Below are 17,917 nucleotides of genomic sequence, written 5' to 3'. Positions count from 1 at the left end.
GCCGTGCGGGGGAGGAGGGTGGCCGGGGGTGTGAAGGGGGGGTGACACACCCCCGGCCGTGCCGGGCGCGGACCGGTGGTCAGCCGGTCCGCGGTCTTCCGGCAGTACGGGGGTCGTCCGCCCGCACGGAGGTGTGCCTACAGGTCGAACTCGTGCGGCGGGAGGTCGAGCGCGAAGCACGCCTCCCGCACGACGGCCTGCTCCGACTTGTCGAAGTCGCCGTCGGCGCCGCCGATGATGATGCCGATCTGGATCACGGCACGCGCCTCGGCGGGCTTCTTCTTCGCCTTGGCGATCTCCTGGAGCACGCTGACCTTGCCGAAGGCGAAGTCGGCGGTCAGCTTGTTCACGTAGTCGTTGAAGCGGCGCTGCAGGTCGTCCGCGGGAAAGTTCTGCAGGACGTCGTTGCTCGCGATGAGCGACGCGACGCGCTGCCGCTCGGACGGGTCGATGGAACCGTCGGCGGCGGAGACCAGGGCGCACATGGCCATGCTGGCATCACGGAACGCCCCGCTCTTCAGGTCGTTCTTCTTCGCCTCGAGCTGCGTCTGCATCGTCGACGCGGATTCCTTGATCCGATCCCACAGGGCCATGACATCTCCATACGTTGCGTTGCGGGGCTGTGCATTGCTGTGCATGCCGGAACCAAGGGAAACTCTACAGTTGTGTAGAAGCAGGCGGGAGCGGTGCCCCCCCGTGCCCGGAAGCGGGCACCCAGGGAATCGGGCGTTACGGGACGATCGCCATCCCGAAGGCGGCGGGGTAGAAAGAGGCATGGCCGATCACCGAGAGGCGGGCGGGAGCGATCGCGGCACTCCCGATGCCGCGCGTACGCCGGACGGCGATGTGGAAGCGGTGACCCGGGCGGTGCTGACCGCGTCGCGGTTGCTCGTCGCCGTCGCCGCGCGATCGCTCGCGGAGGTGGAGGAGCGGGTGACGCTGCCCCAGTTCCGTCTGCTGGTGGTGCTCTCCACCCATGGCGACGCCAAGCTCGTGGCGCTGGCCGAACGGCTCGGCGTGAACCCGTCCACCGCGATGCGGATGCTGGACCGGCTGATCACCGCGGGTCTCGCCGAGCGCCGGGTCAACCCGGCCGACCGGCGCGAGACGGTGCTGAGCGTGACCCCGGCGGGGTACCGGCTGGTCGAGGACGTGACGGCGGGCCGCCGTCGGGAGATCGGCGCGATCGTCGAACGGCTCGCCCCCACGCAGCGCACGGCCCTGGTCGAGGCGCTGACGGCGTTCACCGAGGCGGGCGGCGGGGCGGGCGGCGGGGCGAGCGGCGGGGCGTCCGTGCCGACGGACGGCACGGACGCGTACCCGCTGGGCTGGACGTAGACACGTACCTGTTGTGCCGGTCCGGCCGTGGCCCCGCACCGCTGGGGCCGGTCGTGGCCCCGCACCGCTGGGGCCGGTCAGGGACGTCCGGCACCCGGCACGCCCCGGTCCCTAGTCGCGCGGGTCGCCCACGGGTTCGGGCGTGAGGTCGTCGTGCGAGGGCATCCGGCCCTTGGCTTCGGCTCCGGTGCCGGTTCCGGCTCCGGGTGCGACCGTGACGCCGGCCGTCCCGGCTTCGCCCGCCGTGCCGCTCTTGCCTTCCCCACGCCCGCGCAGGCCCTGGATCCTGGCCACGACGGGCTGGGTCCAGCGGGCGGTGAGCGGTCCGACGATGACGAGAATCAGGACGTACGCCGTGGCGATCGGCCCTATCCGCGGCTCGGTGGCCACGGCCAGGCCCGCGATGACGATGGAGAACTCGCCGCGCGCCACGAGCGTGCCGCCCGCCCGCCAGCGCCCGCGCGAACCGATCCCGGCCCGCCGTGCCGCGTACCAACCGGTGAAGATCTTGGTCAGGACGGTGACGACGGCCAGCAGAGCGGCCGGAAGCAGCACCGGCGGGATCTCGGCGGGGTTCGTGGAGAGGCCGAAGAACACGAAGAACACCGCGGCGAACAGGTCGCGCAGCGGCATCAGCAGCTTGCGCGCGCCTTCGGCGACCTCGCCCGAGAGCGCGATACCGACGAGGAACGCGCCGACGGCGGCCGACACCTGCAACTGCTGGGCCACACCGGCCACCAGAACGGTGAGACCGAGGACGACGAGGAGCAGCATCTCCGGGTTGTCGGAGGACACCGCCCGGCTGATGAGCCGCCCGTGACGCAGCGCCAGGTACAGCACGAAGCCGACCGTTCCGAGGGCGATCAGCAGGGCGATGCTGCCACCGGCGAGGCCGACCCCGGCCAGCATCGCGGTGAGCAGCGGCAGGTAGACGGCCATCGAGAGGTCCTCGATGACGAGGACGCCCAGGATGACGGGGGTCTCACGGTTGCCGAGCCGCCCCAGGTCGGTCATCACCTTGGCGATCACGCCGGACGAGGAGATCCAGGTGACTCCGGCGAGCGCGACGGCCCCGACCGGTCCCCACCCGAGCAGCAGGGCGGCGACGGCACCGGGTGTCGCGTTGAGGAAGAAGTCGACGGCCCCGGACGGATACTGCGTCTTGAGGCTGGTGACGAGTTCGGAGGCGCTGTATTCGAGTCCCAGCAGGAGCAGCAGCAGGATGACGCCGATCTCGGCGCCGACGGCGGTGAACTCCTCGCTGGCGCCGAGCGGCAGCAGGCCGCCCTCACCGAAGGCCAGCCCGGCGAGCAGATAGAGCGGAATCGGCGAGAGACCTATCCGGCCGGCGAACCGGCCGATGATCCCCAGCCCGAGGATGACGGAGCCCAGCTCCACCAGCAGTGCTGTGGTGTCATGCACGGTCAGCCCTCCGCAATGATCTCGGAGAGCGTGTCGACGCCCTCACGCGTACCGACGACGACGAGCGTGTCCCCGATGGCCAGGCGGAAGTCCGGTCCTGGCGACGGGTGCGCACTGTGCGTCCGCAGCACGGCGACGATGGACGCCCCGGTCCGGGTCCGCGCCCGGGTGTCGCCCAGCAGCCGTCCGCCGTAGGGGGAGCGGGAGCCGAGCGGAATGTGTTCGGTGACGAGGTCGATCCCCTCGGTCCGTACGGCGTCGATGGGCGCGGGATCGATGAGGTGGGCGAGTGCGGTGGCTTCCGACGTCGTCAGGGGGACCGACAGCCGGCATGAATCGGGGTCGTCCTGTTCGTAGAACCCGATGAACCGCCGTCCGTCGTGGTGGACGACGACGGAGATGTGCTGTCCCGAATCGGTCGTGAAGTCGTACTGAGCTCCGACTCCGGGCAGCGACGTGTGACGGGTTCCCATGACTTCCTCCCGGAGGCGTGCGGCTGTACGCGGCGCACTTGATGATCTCTTTATCTGTTCATGACCCTATCTGGAGGGTTCCACCGCCTCCGATCGAGACGGCCCGCCCTCTCATGGCCCCTCATGGCCATGACCGCGCCGCTTCGGCCGGACGAAGAAAGTTTCCGGAGGCCGCGGAGGGGGCGCGGAAAAGGTCGCGGACGAGGCCGCTGGAGTGGCCGGCGGGGGCCGGGACGCGCCCGTGCCCGGCGGTGATGCTCCACTGCCGGGCACGGGTACTGGGGACGGGGATCGGTTCAGTCAGTGATCTCGATCTTGCCGTTGGCCGTGTTCGACGGCGCGGTCGCGGCCGTCTCCTCGCCCTGGGCGGGCACGTTCGCCGCGGCGGAACCGGGCGTGCGGCCCTTCAGGTTCTGGAGGAGGGCGGCGAAGTCGACACCGGTGGTGGCGTTGAGGAGCTCCATGCCCTGGGCCACGTTGTCGGTCACCGTCCGGGCCAGCTGGCCGGCGCCGTCCGTGGAGATCACGGTCAGCTTGTCGACGGCGCTCAGGGGCTCGGACGCCTTGGCGACGACCTGGGGCAGTACCTCGACCAGCATCTGGAGCACGGCCGCGTCGCCGTACTGGGCGAAGGCGTCGGCCTTCTTCTGCATGGCCTCGGCCTCCGCGGAGCCCTTGGCGGCGATGGCGGCGGCCTCCGCCTCACCCTCGATGCGCACGGCGTCGGCGAGGGCCGAGCGGTGGAGCTTCTCGCCCTGACCGGTCAGGCGGGAGCGCTCCGCGTCGGCCTCGGCCTCCTTGACCTGGGCGATGCGGCGGGCCTCCGCCTCCTGCTCCGCCCGGTAGCGGGCGGCGTCGGCGGGCTTGCGGACCTTGGTGTCGAGTTCGCGGTCGGTCAGGGCGGCCTGGCGCTCGGCGACCTTCTCCTGCTCCTGGAGGACTTCCTGCTGACGGGCGGCCTCGGCGAGCGGGCCGGCCGCGTTGGCCTTGGCGGCCGCCGCCTCCGTCTCGGCCTTGATTTCGGCCTGCTTCAGGTAGAAGGTCCGCTCGGCGATGGCGATCTCCTCGGCCGCCTTCAGCCGGGCCTGCTCCGACGCACGCCGCGCGATCGCCTCGGCGATGTCGGCCTCCTGCTTGGCACGGGCGGCCTCGGGGCGGCCGAGGTCCTCCAGGTAGGAGCCCTCGGTGGTGATGTCCTGGATCTGGAAGGCGTCCAGGATCAGGCCCTGGCCGGAGAGGCTGGCCTCGGCCTCCTCGGCGACCTGCCCGGCGAACGCGGCCCGGTCGCGGATGATGTCCTCGACCGACATCCGGCCGACGATGGCGCGCAGCGCACCCGAGAGCACTTCCTGGGTGAAGCCGACGATGCCGTCCTGCTGCTGGAGGAAACGCTGGGCGGCGGCCCGGATCGCGTCCTCGCTGCCGCCGACCTTGACGATCGCGACGCCTTCGAGGTTGGACTTCACGCCGCGCAGGGTGACGGCCCCGCGGACGGCGATCGGGATGTGGCGGCTGGAGAGGTCCAGGGTGAACTTCTGCTGCACGAACGGCACGACGAAGACGCCGCCGCCGACGACGACCTTCTGACCGCTGTTGTCGATGCTGGTGCGGCCGGTCACCGGGTCGGTCGACTTCTTGCCGCGGCGGCCGGTGATGATGAACGCCTCGCTGGGCCCGGCGACCTTGTAGCGCGTGACGACGGCGAGGGCGAGGAGTACGAGAAGTACGACGATGCCGATGACGGAGATCAGAACTGGACTCATAAGAGGTGTCCCCCCTGCCTCCCGAAGTGGGGACGGCAGATCGTTTTCGGAACAAGTGCGAAACAGTGCTCAACGGTGCGGACAGTGGGCGGCCGGGCAGGTCCGGTCGGTCCGGCGGTCCCGGTGGGCCGCGGCGGTCGGGTGGGCCGCAGCGGTCCGGACCGGCCATCGGGCCGGCCGCGGTGGCCGGGTGACCGGCCGGTTCCGGTCGGGCGTGGTCAGCGCTCGACCGGGCGTACCGCGACCGAGGTGGTGGACAGCGTCGCCTCCACCCAGATCTCGGCACCGCGTTCGACGGGTGCCGTGCTCTTCGCCGCGTACTTCACGGTCTGACCCGCGAGCCGCAGCAGCACCTCGCCGTACCCGTCGGCCGGGATGGAGGTCACGACGGACCCCGAGGTGCCGACGAGATCCTCGCCGCGGGGTGTCGCCGTGGTCTGGTCCCGCATCAGGGTCCGGCTGAGCTTCCAGGTCAGCCAGGCGGCGACGATCCCGGCCAGTGCTCCGGCGGCCGTGGCCACGACCGTTCCGGCGCCGGTGGTGCCGAGGACGATCGCGCCGCCGAAGCCGAGCATCGACAGGAAGCCCGCGATCACCGGCAGCGAGAGGAAGCCGTCGAAGAAGCCTCCCAGTACGCCGCCGAAGAGCCCTTCGAGGATTCCGTCGAAGATCAGGGAGAGGGCGAGAAGAGCGATTCCCGCAATGCCGAGACCCAGGAACAAGGTCACGTGATCACTCCCCCGGCTTTCGATTCCCCCGACTGTTTTCCGTCGAACTGGCTGGATGATCCCATACACCACCACATCGGGACACTGCCGGGATCCGGCAGTCTTTACGCCGCTTTGATGCCGGACAGGCGGTCGGCGAGGGTGTCGAGCGACTGGAACGTGGCCCCGAGCAGCGCGACGTGCTTCCAGCGCAGGATCCCGTCGGGGCCGATGAGGAAGACCGCGCGCCGTACTCCGATGCCGGGCGCCGCGACTCCGTACGTCCTGGCGGTCTCCCGGCCCTCGTCGGCCAGCAGCGGCATGCGCAGTCCGTGGGTGCGGGCGAACGACTCATGGCTGTCCACACCCTGTGGACTGATTCCCCACACCTCGGCGTCGAGCCCGTCGAAGGTCTCCAGACCCGACGAGTACGAGCAGAGCTGCTTGGTGCACACGGGGGTGTTGTCGCCCGGGTAGAAGGCCAGGACCACGGCCCGGCCCAGGGAGGCGGAGAGGCGGTAGTCGCCGCGTTCGAAGTCCTCGCCCGACAGAATCCCCCCGGGAAGGGTGAAGTCGGGTGCGGGACTGCCCGGTTGTGGTCCTGATGCCATGACGGCTCCCTTGTCGGCACTACACGGATGGGTACGGGACTCGTACAGTGAACGGCACTTCTCGCTCATTGACACGTTTGACCCATCCGTAGTCCGCCCCGCACCGAATATGGGGTGAGCGGGTGCGCCGGCCCGCGCCCGGAACTGGAGGTACGTGTGGCGCAACGACCGCCGTCGGCAGCGGTGCTCATCCTTCACGGCGGTCACGAGACGGGGATGGAACCGCCTCCGCCCGGACTCCTGAACCTGGCCGGCCTGCGCATGAGGCCGTTCGCGCGGGCCGTCGCGCGGGCCACTCGCCGCGAAGGAACCCACGAGGCCCACGACTCCCACGAGGCCGGTGACCACCACGAGGCCCACGACGAGCGCGAGGGCGGTGACCACCACGAGGCCCACGACGAGCGCGGGGGCGGCGGGCGCGGCCCGGTCCTGGTGCGGAGTGTCCGCTACACCCACCGGGGCTGGAACGGCGCCCGTGAGGATCCGCTCCATGACGCCGTACGCGCCCTCGACGATCTGACGGAGGAGACGGGCGGCATCCCGGTGGTCCTCCTCGGCCACTCGATGGGCGCCCGTGCGGCACTCCGCGCCGCGGATCACCCCTCGGTCCGTGCGGTGGTCGGTCTCGCTCCGTGGTGCCCGCCGGGCGACCCGGTCACCCAGCTCGCGGGCCGCGACGTCGTCCTGCTGCACAGCACCCGCGACCGTGTCACGAGCCCCCAGGCGACCCAGTCGCTCACGGCGCGGGCCCGTCGCGCGGGTGCCCGTACGTGCATGATCACCGTCCGGGGCGGCGATCACGCGATGATCCGTCGCGCCCCGGTCTGGCACCATCTGACGGCGGCGCTGGTCACCGGACTGCTGGGTCTCACCTCACTGCCGGACCCGGTGACGACGGCCCTCGGCCTTCCGCTGCACGCCGAGGCGACCGAGGGCACCCTGGACCTCGACCGGCTGCGCGCCGACCGGGCGGGCCCGGCGCCCGCCGAGCCGCAGCGGTGACCTACGGCGTGCGGCCGGGGCTGCGGATGCGGGGCGGGGGGCGGCGGCCGACGATGGAGTACCGGTGGCCGACGACGGCAGGAGGTCCTCTTGCAGGACGAACCGCACGACGACGAAGCGCCGGTGCCGTTCGATCCCGCGCCGGTGGCCGCACTGCTCGGCGGTACTACGGTCGGGGTGGCCGTCTTCGACACCGGGCTGAACTACCTCTACGTCAACCCGGCACTCGAACGGATCAACGGCATCCCGGCCGCTGCCCACCTCGGCCGGACCCCCGCCGAGATCCTGCCGGAACTCGACGAGCACAAGGACCTGATGCTGCTGGTACTGGCCGACGGCAAGCCGCGCGAGACCACGGTCAGGGGGCGGACCTGGGTGGCATCGCCACTGGACCAGCGGTACTGGCACTCCGCTTACCACCGCCTGGAGACGGCCGGCCGGGTCCAGGGGCTCGTCGCGATCGTCCTGGACATCACCGACCATGTGCGCCAGCAGCAGGAGCTGGAACGGGCCCGGAGCCATCTGGCCCTCCTGGACACCGCGGCCGTCCGCATCGGTACGACGCTCGACATGGACACCACCTGCCGCGAACTCGCTGACTTCGTCGTGCCCGCGCTGGCCGACATCGCCGCCGTGGAGATCTTCCCGCCGGACATCGGGCACGAGGTGCGGCGCGCGGCGCCGGGGGTGCTGCGGTTGCACCGGGCCGCCTTGTCCGCGGTTCCCGAACTCGCGGAACCAGTACAGCAGTTCGGTCACCCGGGCGAGTACATCGACTACCAGGAGGACGCGGGCGTCGCCCGGTGCCTGGCGGCCAACCAGGCGGTGGTGGAGAACCGGGACGACGACGCGGAGAGCGCGGACGGGTTCGACGGACCGCTGCTCACGGCCGGATTCCGCGCCGCCTACCGTGCCTTCGGCCTGCGCGGGGTGGCCTTCGTGCCGCTCGTGGCGCGCGGTCGTGCGCTGGGCGCCCTGAACCTCGTACGGGCCGGGAAATCGCCCGCGTTCACCGATGAGGACATGTTCGTCGCCCGCGAGCTCGCGGGCCGGGCCGCCGTCGACCTCGACCACGCCCGCCGTTACGCCCACGAACACGGCGTCGCCCTGGAACTCCAGCGCTCCCTGCTCTCCGAACCCTGGGGCCCGCACCCGCACGTGGAGATCGCGACCCGCTATCTGCCCGCCGAGCACGGCGTCCTGGTGGGCGGCGACTGGTTCGACGTCGTACCGCTGCGCGACGGGCGCCATCTGAAGGCGATGGGCGATGTCATGGGCCACGGCGTGGAGGCGGCCGTCGCCATGAGCCACTACCGCTCGCTGCTGCGCCTGCTGGCCGGTGACGACCTGCCGCCGCACCTCATTCTGGAGCGGCTCGACACCATGGTCGAACGGTCCGGCCTGGACCGGGCGGCGACCTGTCTGCTCGCGGTCGTCGACCGGTTCGGCGAGAACTGCGAGGTGGCCAGCGCGGGCCATCTGCCGCCGGTGTTCATCGATCCGGGCAAGGCCGGGCGGGTGGTCCGGGTACCGGTGGGACCGCCGCTCGGCACCGGGTTCGGCGGGTACCGGACCGCGTCGGTGCGGTGCGGTCCGGGGACGGTGCTGTTCATGTACACCGACGGTCTGGTGGAGCGCAGGGGCGAGGACATCGATGTGTCCGTGGGGCGGCTGGCCGAGCTGACCCTGCCGGTGGGCGGGCGGCTCGAAGACCTGCTGGACGCCGTGCTCGACCGGTTCGGGGACGGGGCGGAGGACGACATCGCGGTGCTCGCCTCACGCATCCGGGAGGGTGCGCTGCCGGGCCGCTGAAAGGGCGTTGTCAGTACCCGGTGCGAGGATACGGGGCATGGAGACCGGCACCGCACCGTCCACGCAGCCCCGTACCGACACCCGTACCGATTCCCGTGCCGCTCCTTGGCTCCTCGGTGACATTGAGGCCGCCGTGCGCGGCAGTTGGGACGCCTCCACGACCACACCGGAGCACCGGCCGTCGTGGAGCGCGGACAACCCCGCCCGTGATCAGTGCGGGGTCACCGCACTGGTGATCAACGACCTGCTGGGCGGCGATCTGATCCGCGGCGAGGTGCACGCCGACGGTGAGTGGACGGACTACCACTGGTGGAACCGGCTGGGAGCGGGTGTCGAGATCGACCTCACCCGTGAGCAGTTCGGGCCGCACGAGCGCGTCTCGGGCGGCACGGTGACAGCGCGGCCCGAGGAGATCGTCCGGCTCCGTGAGGAGTACGAGCTGTTGCGCGACCGGGTCCTGGAGCGCCTGCGGCGGGAGTAGGACGTCGGAGCACGGGGACGCCGGCCGATGTGCCGCCCGGTCCGTCCGGCGGGTCAGCCCAGTTCGAGGCTGGTGATGCCGTACAGGCCCGTCCGGTCGAAGACCGGCTCCGGCCCGGTGTACATGCGCGCCGTGTCGAACGACGGTGTCAGACCGAGCTGTTCCGCGAGACGTACCGCCGACGGGTTGATGTCGGGGACATCGATCGCGACGGGGGTGTCCGGCGCGGTGGCCGCGAGGGCGCTCACGAGCGAGGCGGCGACCTCCGGCGAGGCGGCGTACAGCGGACCGATACGGGAAGCGGCCCGGCAGGCGCGCAGGACGCCGAGGCCCTGGAGTTCGCCGTCGCGGACCGCGGCCACCGCGGCGTGCCCGGCGGTCGTGATCCAGGGCGCCAGGAAGCTGTCCCGGGCGGCCGGGAAGAACTGCCGGTCGTACGCGGCGATCCGGCCGAACGGGAGCGTGCGGGCATCGACCAGGGTGATGCCCGGCGGCGCGGCGATGCCCGTGTCGGGCTTTCCTTCGTACCGGGCGTTGCTCCAGCACGAACGGAAGCCGGACCTGCGGTAGTTGTCCTGCTGCGCGGGTACGCCGTCGAGGCCGACGGTACGCCCCGAGAGCCGGGCCATCCCGGCACGCCAGATCTGGATCCCGTACCCCCGGCCCCGCAGCGGGGGGCGGGTCAGATAGAAGCCCAGGAAGCCGAAGCCGTCGCCGTAGCGCACGACCGAGACGGAGGAGACGGGCTCGCCGTCCAGGCGTCCGATCAGGAAGCCGCACGGATCGGTGGCGAAGAAGGGCCGGGTGTCGGCGAGTCCGGGGTTCCAGCCCTCGTCATGGGCCCACCCGGCCAGGGTCGTCATGTCGGCGGCGCTCGCGGTGGTGATCTCGAAAGTCGGCACGGACCAGTCGTACCCCGTCCGGGAGCCGTTCAGCGGTCGTGCCGACAGCCTGGCCGGAAGGGGTACGGCGGGTGGGCGGCCGAAGGGGCCGGCCGGTGTGTCCCGCGCGTCAGCCGAAGGCGTACGCCACCGTCGTGGCCGCGCCCAGCGCCGCCCCGGCCACGGTCTGCGCGACCGAGTGGTACCGCAGCGCCACCCGGGACCAGCACACGGCCACGGTCAGCGTGCCGGCCAGCAGCCACCACGGGGAGTGCACCACGGCGAGCAGCGCGACCACCGCCGAGGCGACCGCCGAGTCCACCGAGATCTTCCAGACGGTGTTGACCGTCAGCAGGACGATCGTCATCGCCCAGAGGGCGAGCATCGCGACGAGGATGCCCGTGGGGGCGTTCCCGACGACCATGACCACCGAGCCGACGCCGATGGAACCGAGGATGACGAAGAAGATCGGGGCCCGTTTGGTGCGGTCGACGACATGGCGGTCGCCCCAGGTACCGCGCTTGCGCTCCCACTCGATGTAGCCCGCGGGGATGAGCCCGGCGCACAGCGCGCCGAGGAAGCCCCAGAGGAGACCGGTCCAGTCGCCCGCGGCGGCCAGCCCGACGCCGAGCATCCCGGCCAGCAGCATGTTGCGGGGCTGGAGCGCGTCGGTGACGGCGCGGGCCACGGGCGCGGTGGCGGCCGGAGGTGCTTCGGGTGCTCCAGGCACTGCCGGTGCCTCGGGTGCGCCAGGTGCCTCGGGTGCTGCCGGTGCTTCAGGTGCGGCCGCTGTTGCCGGTGCTTCGGAACCGGGATCGTTCTCGGTGGTGCTGTTCATGCCGTCTTCGCTGCCCTTCCCGGCTCTTGTGCGGATTCCGCCGCCGGTGCCCCCACGGACGCGAGGAGCCGGCGGGTACGTGCTTCGGTGACCGTCCGGTACGCGTCGGCGACCCGCACCAGCCGGGCCACCTCGCCGTCCTGGTCGGTGGCGTGGTCGCCGTCCTGGTCGGCGTTCTGCTGGGCCGCCACCACCGCCGCGCCACCGGCGGGCGCGCCCGCGGCTCTGGCGGCGAGCGCGGCCTTGATCCAGTACGCGTCGACGAGCGGGCCGGTCCGCCGCGGGTCCCGGGTCTCCTCGGCCGCCGCGCGTTCGGCGGCGGCGAGCAGATCGTCGGGCACGTAGTGCCGCAGCTTCTCGACCGCGTCCGCGATATCGGCGGCCCACCGGTCGACCCGGAGGTCCGACGGGGTGTCGAACCGGGTCAGCTCCCGGGCCAGCGACGCGGGCGGGTCGAAGGGCTGGTCGGGGAAGGCGGTCATCAACTCGTACCAGAGCGCGTGGAGTTTCACCTGGGCCCGCCACAGCTTCGCCCGGTGCGCGCCCTTGCTGAAGGCCGGGATCGAGGCGCCCAGCGCGAAGAACGCGAACAGCACCAGCTGTGCCGCCTCGGTGATCTCGTCGAACCGGAGGGCGAAGTCCTCGCCGGGCGTGTCGATCACGCTGATCCACAGGAACAGGGTCCGGCTGACCGTGTAGCCGACCCCGATGAACATCGCGAAGGTCATCATCCCGAGGCCGACGCGGAGATGGCGCAGCCGTGCGTCGGCGGTGGCCAGGGCCCACTGGTACGCGCACACGGCGGAGGCGGCGCCGAGGTAGAGGTAGAAGACGCTCATGTAGAGCGTGGCGCCCCACTGCCCCGCGTGGTCGGAGACGAACCGGTCCGAGGGGACCGAGCGGTCGACCACGGTGAAGAAGAGCACGGTCAGCAGGATCAGCGTCGCCACGGACGCCTTGGCCGCCACCTGCTGGACGAGGCGGGCGAAGCGGACGTGCCGGGGGACGCCGCCCCCCTCGGGGTAGCGGCCGTAGATGGCGACGATGTAGCTGAGTATGGCCAGGATCGCGATGGTCGCCGTGTAGTGCTTGATCAGTACGGCGAGGTCGGTCACGGCGCTGTTGTTGAGCCCGATGCGTACGGCGCTGGTCTTGGTCCACAGGGCGATGGCGAATCCGGCGTAGCAGCCCCACAGGGCCCGCCGTCGTTTGTCTTCCTCGCCGCCCCACAGGGCTGCGGGCATGCGCCACAGGGCAACGGCCGTCATCAGGCCGGCTATCAGGTAGCCGGCGAGATCGAGGGGGGTCACGGCGGTCCTTGTTCCTTCGGGTGAGGGGAGCGGAAGGGGGTCAGGCGTCGTCCCGCCGGCGGAACAGGCCGCGGCGGCGGTGGGCGACGGGGCGGGACAGCGAGTTGGCGAGCCGCCCCACCATGTCATCGGTGGTCATGTCCCTGGCCATCCGGGGAATCAGCGACGCACCGAATTCGGCCATCCGCTCGTCGTGGGTGTCGTACTGGGCGCGGGCCTGGACCGTGCTGTCCTCGGCCCCGAACGCCTCGGCGACCGTGGGGGAGACCATCCGGGAGATCAGCGAGGTGTCGAAGACCGGGAGGAGCGTGCGGAGTTGGTCCGCCGAGAGGGTGGTTCCGTGGTCGAACCACTCGTGGCACAGCTCATGCAGGATGACGTGCTGGGTCTGGTACGCGGTCGGGCGTCGGCGGTAGAGGACGAAACTGGTGGTGCCCGCCTTCAGACGCAGTCCGCAGGCGGCGTTGACGCGCGCCAGCCGGTCCGGCAATTCGTGCAGACGGATGGTGCGGCCGCGTGCCGCCTCCATGTTCGCCACCAGGCCCGGCAGCGAGAAAGGGGTCGGCAGGGGCAGGTCGGCCAGGCCCGCCTCGCACTCTTTCCGCAGCTTGCGCAGAGACATGGCGCTGACGCCGCCTACGCGGCCGGGCCGCTGGAGCTTCCGGAGCTCCCGCGGCTGTCGGGCCCGGAGCGTGCGGAACCGCCCGGTTCCGGGTCCCTGTCCCGGCCTCTGGAGGCGTCCTCCAGCAGCGACATCGCGAACTGCAGCAGTTCCGGGGAGAGCCCGTCGTCGCCGATGCCCCGGCCCGCCAGGCCGCTGATCTCCCCCGTGCGCCGCTTGGCGAGGAACTGGAGTCCCGCCACGACATCGTCGACGACCTCGGACTCCTCCTTGAAGAAGTGCCAGTCCACGCCGAACCCCAGACCGAGCGCCTTGAGGATCTCCTCGGAGGGCTGGGTGACCTTTCCGGCGAGGATGTTGGAGAAGTAGCTGTGCGAGAGCGAACCGCCGCGCTCCCTGACCAGCTCCGCGAAGACCCGGCCCGAGATCTTCTGGCCGGGGAAGGTCTTCTCGACCATGTACTCGACCTTCTGCCGCAGCGAATTCAGCTCCGGCGCGTGCTCTTCACCGTTGTCCATTGCCATCCGGCCCCCCACGATCACGTCCACCACGGGGCGCTCGGTCGTGCGCTGCGCGATGTTCGATTCGGTCAACGGGCTCGTACTGTAACGAACCCCGACAGGGTTCCGGCAGCGTGGGTGACGAAGCGGACCAATCGGCTTCAGAGCCGGAATGAGCTTGCGCAAACACTCTACGTCACTGTTAACTCAAAAAAACATGGGCAGGGGACCACGAGGGGAGTCCCTTGCCCATGTTTCGTGCAGCCCGGATGCGAGGCCCGCGCGGGAAACGGGGTCCGGGAAACGGGCCCGCGCCGTGGAGTGTGACGCGTGCGGTAAACGCGATATCCGGAATCGTGAAGTCCGTTTGCTGTCACCGGACATGGGTGTAGCCCTTCACGACGGGGGATGCGTGAAGGGCTACGCGTGCATTATGGCCCTTACTCCATCCGGCGACAACTGACCGGTCGGTCAGCTGTGCCGCGCGCCCCGTCCGGCACCCCGCCCCCCGCGCCGGGAATCTGTCCTGGCCGCGATAGACATGGCGTTCTCGTACGATTAGGGTTTCTTGTGCGGTCGAGCTAAACAGCGGTACGCGAGCAGAGGGACACCCTGGGGGCGTACGGCGCCGAGGGTCCTCGGGCACGCGTGGCGGAACATGTGTGACACGAAGAGGTGCAGATGCCCCCGGAAACCCCCTCGCACGCGGGCGATCGGCTCGATGACGACGACTACCCCGCTTACACCATGGGGCGCGCCGCCGAGATGATCGGTGCGACACCGGGTCTCCTGCGGGCGATCGGCAAGGCGCGCCTGATCACCCCGCTGCGTTCCGAGGGCGGCCATCGCCGCTACTCCCGCTACCAGCTCCGCATCGCGGCTCGCGCGCGCGAGCTGGTCGACGCCGGCACGCCGATCGATGCCGCCTGCCGCATCGTGATCCTGGAGGACCAGCTCGAAGAGGCGCTGCGCCTCAACGCGGAGATGCGGCGGCCGACGGACTCCTGAACATATCTGCATTCGCCAGCACAGAATTTTGTGCAATGTGCGATGAGGGTTTATGCCGCGTCAGACGGAGTGATATTACGTACAGCCCTCTTCCGCTCGCATCGTGCTACGGTTGATCTCAGTTGCAGTTGTGGTTCCCAAAACTTCAAGTGCTCTCGCCGGTTCTGTACCGGTGGGTGCGCTTTTGTATTTCCGGTTGTTTTTCCGGACGGGGTAATCATCGCGGCGACGTCGGGCTCGCACAGTGTGAGCCCACGTGGGCACAGCCCCGAAGGAGATATGACATGGCTACTGGCACCGTGAAGTGGTTCAACGCCGAAAAGGGTTTCGGCTTCATCGAGCAGGACGGCGGCGGCGCTGACGTCTTCGCCCACTACTCGAACATCGCCTCCACCGGCTTCCGCGAGCTGCAGGAGGGCCAGAAGGTGAACTTCGACGTCACGCAGGGCCAGAAGGGCCCGCAGGCCGAGAACATCACCCCCGCCTGATCACTCAGGTCGTACTGCGCAGCTGGGGCCCGCACCTTGGGGTGCGGGCCCCGGCTCGTTGTCGTTTCCGGGGCTGGTATTCCGCGCCCCCTCCCGAAGCCGTGTCCGGTGCAGTGATTCCCGGCGGCCGGGCTTCGATTTCCTTTTTCATTTCATCGGCTCGTTCTTGCGATTCTGGGCGCCGTTCCAAGGCTCCTGCCCAAAAAGAATCCCTCGATACGTGCCCCACATCGAGGAAAGGTTCTGCATGAACCGCGAACGAGCATCTCGCACGAACGACCGATTTTCCCGGACCCGCTCGGGCGGTTCCAGCGGCGGCCGCACCGGTGGCGCGCCGAAGTACTCCGGCGGCGGATCGTATTCCGGTGGCGGGTCGCAGCGCTCCGGCGGTGGACCGAAGCGGTCCGGCGGCTTCGGCCGCCGGCCCGCCGCGAAGCAGGGTGAGTTCGCCCTGCCGGTCACCATCACTCCGGCGCTGCCCGCAGCGGCCGCCTTCGACGAGCTCGACATGCCGGCCCCGCTGAAGGCGGCTCTCGTCGCCGAGGGCATGACGGTGCCGTTCCCCATCCAGGCGGCGACCCTGCCGAACAGCCTCGCGGGCCGTGACGTCCTGGGCCGCGGCCGGACCGGATCGGGCAAGACGCTCGCCTTCGGCCTGGCTCTGCTGGCCCGTACCGAGGGCCGGCGCGCCGACGCCCGCCGCCCGCTGGCCCTGGTCCTCGTCCCCACCCGGGAACTGGCCCAGCAGGTCACCGACGCGCTCACCCCGTACGCCCGGTCGCTCAAGCTGCGCATCGCCACCGTCGTCGGCGGCATGTCGATCGGCAGGCAGGCCAGTGCGCTGCGTGGCGGTGCCGAAGTCGTCGTCGCGACCCCGGGCCGGCTCAAGGACCTCATCGAGCGCGGTGACTGCAAGCTGGACCGGGTCACCATCACGGTTCTCGACGAGGCCGACCAGATGGCCGACATGGGCTTCATGCCCCAGGTCACGGAGCTTCTCGACCAGGTGAACCCGGAGGGGCAGCGGATGCTCTTCTCGGCCACCCTGGACCGCAACGTCGACCTCCTGGTCCGTCGCTACCTGCACGACCCGGTCGTCCACTCCGTGGACCCCGCGGCCGGTGCGGTGACGACGATGGAGCACCACGTGCTCTACGTCCAGGGCGCCGACAAGTACGCCACGACCACCGAGATCGCGGCCCGCGACGGCCGCGTCATCATGTTCCTGGACACCAAGCACGCCGTGGACAAGCTGACCGACCACCTGCTGCACAGCGGTGTCCGGGCGGCCGCGCTGCACGGCGGCAAGTCGCAGCCGCAGCGCACCCGCACCCTGGAGCGGTTCAAGACCGGGCACGTCACGGTCCTGGTCGCCACGAACGTCGCCGCCCGCGGCATCCACGTCGACAACCTCGACCTCGTCGTGAACGTCGACCCGCCCAGCGACCACAAGGACTACCTGCACCGCGGCGGCCGTACCGCCCGTGCCGGTGAGTCCGGCAGCGTCGTCACGCTGGTGCTGCCGGGGCAGCGTCGCGAGATGACGCGTCTGATGGCGGATGCCGGGATCACCCCGCAGATCGCCCAGGTCCGTTCCGGCGAGGCCGAGCTGAGCCGGATCACCGGGGCGCAGGCGCCCTCGGGCGTCCCCGTCGTCATCAGCGCGGCGCCCAAGGAGCGGTCCAGGAGCACCGGCGGAGCGTTCATGGGCCGTGGCAGCAAGCGCGGCGGCGGAGCGCCCTCGCGCGGACGCCGTCCGGGCGTGCCCACGCCGGAGGCGCGCGCCGCCGCCTCGCAGCGCCGGAACAACCGCGCCGCGTAGCCTTCCCGGTAGGAGACGGCCGGTACTGGTCTGTTCCGTACCGGCCGTCTCGCATTGGCCGTTCGCTCCTGGCAGTCTCGTACCGGCAGTTCCGTGCCGGCCGTCCCGTGCCGGTAGTTCTCGTACCGGCAGTTCCGGGCCGGTGGTTCGTACCGCCGTCCCGTGCCCGTCCCGTACCGCCAGTTCCTACCGGCAGTCCCCGTCCGGTTTCTCTTCGACTCGACCTTGCTGAGGCACCATGCGCTGTGTCATCGCCCGCTTCCCCTTCGATCTGTTCAAGAACGAAGTGGAGGATTCGATGAAGGGCATCAAGCCCGAACCCGTCACCGGAGACGCCGTGGTCATCAGCCGCCGCGTCTACCCCGTCAAGCAGGTCGGGGAAGTGATCACCCGGCAGGACCGCCGCGACTTCTCCTCCGCCGAGGTGACCAGGGCGCTGACCCGCCTCGGCTTCACCTGCCGTACGGCCCAGGCGGCCGTCCCCGCTCCCGCGCTGACCCCGCTGGAGACGGCGTCCGCGCTGCTCGGGACGCCGGAGCCGCGGCCGGAGCCGGTGCTCCCGGCAGCGGAGCCGCTGCCCGCGCCGGGTGCCGGCCAGGTGTGAGCGGAGGCCGGGTCACCCCGGCCGCCTTACGAACGGGCCCTGTCGGCCGGCGACTTCACCCTCGCCCGGCCGGCCGGGCCCGTTCGGCCGTCCCGGTGCGCGGCCGGTACTGCCGGTGGGGCCGGGACGCGCCCGGGGGCTGCCCGGCCGTGACGGCGACGATGTGACAAGCCGACTGTGCCCAGGTGTGATCGTGTGTAACAAAGACTCCGCCAAACGGATGTGATGCGCAGGT

The 17,917-nt window shown here is 70.8% G+C and carries 19 protein-coding genes; 8 read left to right on the top strand and 11 right to left on the bottom strand.

Translation table 11 applies throughout. The features are described from left to right. Positions 1 to 137: 137 nt before the first annotated feature. Positions 138 to 593, bottom strand: a complete 456-nt coding sequence (locus tag OG251_RS19035; RefSeq protein WP_073727960.1) for a tellurite resistance TerB family protein — start codon at positions 591 to 593, stop codon at positions 138 to 140. 181 nt (positions 594 to 774) lie between these two features. Between OG251_RS19035 and OG251_RS19030 the strand changes: the two genes are divergently transcribed. Next, positions 775 to 1,338 (top strand): MarR family winged helix-turn-helix transcriptional regulator, encoded by a 564-nt coding sequence (locus tag OG251_RS19030; protein ID WP_326678323.1) that lies wholly within the window; start codon positions 775 to 777, stop codon positions 1,336 to 1,338. 111 nt (positions 1,339 to 1,449) lie between these two features. On the opposite strand, the gene OG251_RS19025 is transcribed toward OG251_RS19030, so the two are convergent. The 5 genes from OG251_RS19025 to OG251_RS19005 form a co-directional block, all read right to left on the bottom strand. After that, the gene (locus OG251_RS19025) at positions 1,450 to 2,760 is read right to left on the bottom strand and encodes a cation:proton antiporter (protein WP_326678322.1); all 1,311 of its coding nucleotides are present in this window, start codon (positions 2,758 to 2,760) and stop codon (positions 1,450 to 1,452) included. Positions 2,761 to 2,762: 2 nt separating this feature from the next. Further along, positions 2,763 to 3,233, bottom strand: coding sequence for a cation:proton antiporter regulatory subunit (locus tag OG251_RS19020; RefSeq protein WP_073727966.1), 471 nt, complete (start codon positions 3,231 to 3,233; stop codon positions 2,763 to 2,765). Between the two features lie 296 nt (positions 3,234 to 3,529). Further along, positions 3,530 to 4,996: a flotillin family protein gene (locus OG251_RS19015; protein ID WP_326678321.1), complete on the bottom strand. Its 1,467-nt coding sequence runs from the start codon at positions 4,994 to 4,996 to the stop codon at positions 3,530 to 3,532. Between the two features lie 218 nt (positions 4,997 to 5,214). Then, positions 5,215 to 5,724, bottom strand: coding sequence for a hypothetical protein (locus OG251_RS19010; protein WP_326678320.1), 510 nt, complete (start codon positions 5,722 to 5,724; stop codon positions 5,215 to 5,217). 104 nt (positions 5,725 to 5,828) lie between these two features. Next, entirely contained in the window at positions 5,829 to 6,314 is a 486-nt protein-coding gene (locus tag OG251_RS19005) for a peroxiredoxin (RefSeq protein WP_326678319.1), read from the bottom strand. Positions 6,315 to 6,470: 156 nt separating this feature from the next. Between OG251_RS19005 and OG251_RS19000 the strand changes: the two genes are divergently transcribed. The 3 genes from OG251_RS19000 (at position 6,471) to OG251_RS18990 (ending at position 9,609) form a co-directional block, all read left to right on the top strand. Further along, complete coding sequence (locus OG251_RS19000) at positions 6,471 to 7,316, top strand: alpha/beta hydrolase (RefSeq protein ID WP_326678318.1); 846 nt, start codon at positions 6,471 to 6,473, stop codon at positions 7,314 to 7,316. Between the two features lie 90 nt (positions 7,317 to 7,406). Then, the gene (locus tag OG251_RS18995; RefSeq protein ID WP_326678317.1) at positions 7,407 to 9,128 is read left to right on the top strand and encodes a SpoIIE family protein phosphatase; all 1,722 of its coding nucleotides are present in this window, start codon (positions 7,407 to 7,409) and stop codon (positions 9,126 to 9,128) included. 37 nt (positions 9,129 to 9,165) lie between these two features. Further along, on the top strand, positions 9,166 to 9,609 hold the full coding sequence (locus OG251_RS18990) for a YunG family protein (protein WP_326678316.1): 444 nt from the start codon (positions 9,166 to 9,168) through the stop codon (positions 9,607 to 9,609). Positions 9,610 to 9,662: 53 nt separating this feature from the next. On the opposite strand, the gene OG251_RS18985 is transcribed toward OG251_RS18990, so the two are convergent. From OG251_RS18985 to OG251_RS18965, 5 genes are all read right to left on the bottom strand, one after another. Next, the gene (locus tag OG251_RS18985; RefSeq protein WP_326678315.1) at positions 9,663 to 10,511 is read right to left on the bottom strand and encodes a GNAT family N-acetyltransferase; all 849 of its coding nucleotides are present in this window, start codon (positions 10,509 to 10,511) and stop codon (positions 9,663 to 9,665) included. 109 nt (positions 10,512 to 10,620) lie between these two features. Continuing rightward, complete coding sequence (locus OG251_RS18980) at positions 10,621 to 11,139, bottom strand: hypothetical protein (RefSeq protein ID WP_326681315.1); 519 nt, start codon at positions 11,137 to 11,139, stop codon at positions 10,621 to 10,623. Between the two features lie 185 nt (positions 11,140 to 11,324). After that, on the bottom strand, positions 11,325 to 12,638 hold the full coding sequence (locus OG251_RS18975; protein ID WP_326678314.1) for an MAB_1171c family putative transporter: 1,314 nt from the start codon (positions 12,636 to 12,638) through the stop codon (positions 11,325 to 11,327). Between the two features lie 40 nt (positions 12,639 to 12,678). Next, complete coding sequence (locus tag OG251_RS18970; RefSeq protein ID WP_326678313.1) at positions 12,679 to 13,260, bottom strand: toxin; 582 nt, start codon at positions 13,258 to 13,260, stop codon at positions 12,679 to 12,681. Positions 13,261 to 13,274: 14 nt separating this feature from the next. Further along, on the bottom strand, positions 13,275 to 13,778 hold the full coding sequence (locus OG251_RS18965; protein ID WP_326681314.1) for a hypothetical protein: 504 nt from the start codon (positions 13,776 to 13,778) through the stop codon (positions 13,275 to 13,277). Positions 13,779 to 14,441: 663 nt separating this feature from the next. On the opposite strand from OG251_RS18965, the gene OG251_RS18960 reads away from it, so the two are divergent. The 4 genes from OG251_RS18960 to OG251_RS18945 all read left to right on the top strand — a co-directional run bounded on the left by OG251_RS18960 (position 14,442) and on the right by OG251_RS18945 (position 17,682). Then, positions 14,442 to 14,768 (top strand): MerR family transcriptional regulator, encoded by a 327-nt coding sequence (locus OG251_RS18960; protein WP_326678312.1) that lies wholly within the window; start codon positions 14,442 to 14,444, stop codon positions 14,766 to 14,768. 284 nt (positions 14,769 to 15,052) lie between these two features. Next, the gene (locus tag OG251_RS18955) at positions 15,053 to 15,256 is read left to right on the top strand and encodes a cold-shock protein (protein ID WP_326678311.1); all 204 of its coding nucleotides are present in this window, start codon (positions 15,053 to 15,055) and stop codon (positions 15,254 to 15,256) included. 247 nt (positions 15,257 to 15,503) lie between these two features. Continuing rightward, positions 15,504 to 17,078, top strand: coding sequence for a DEAD/DEAH box helicase (locus tag OG251_RS18950; protein ID WP_326678310.1), 1,575 nt, complete (start codon positions 15,504 to 15,506; stop codon positions 17,076 to 17,078). 238 nt (positions 17,079 to 17,316) lie between these two features. Beyond that, a complete protein-coding gene (locus OG251_RS18945) occupies positions 17,317 to 17,682 on the top strand; it encodes an SCO5918 family protein (protein WP_326678309.1) in 366 nt (121 codons plus the stop codon). Positions 17,683 to 17,917: the final 235 nt, after the last annotated feature.

Origin of the sequence: Streptomyces sp. NBC_01237 (genome assembly GCF_035917275.1) — a bacterium.
Classification (GTDB): Bacteria; Actinomycetota; Actinomycetes; order Streptomycetales; family Streptomycetaceae; genus Streptomyces.
The sequence above is the reverse complement of the archived record's forward strand: the minus strand, read 5'-3'. Positions and strand labels throughout refer to the sequence as shown.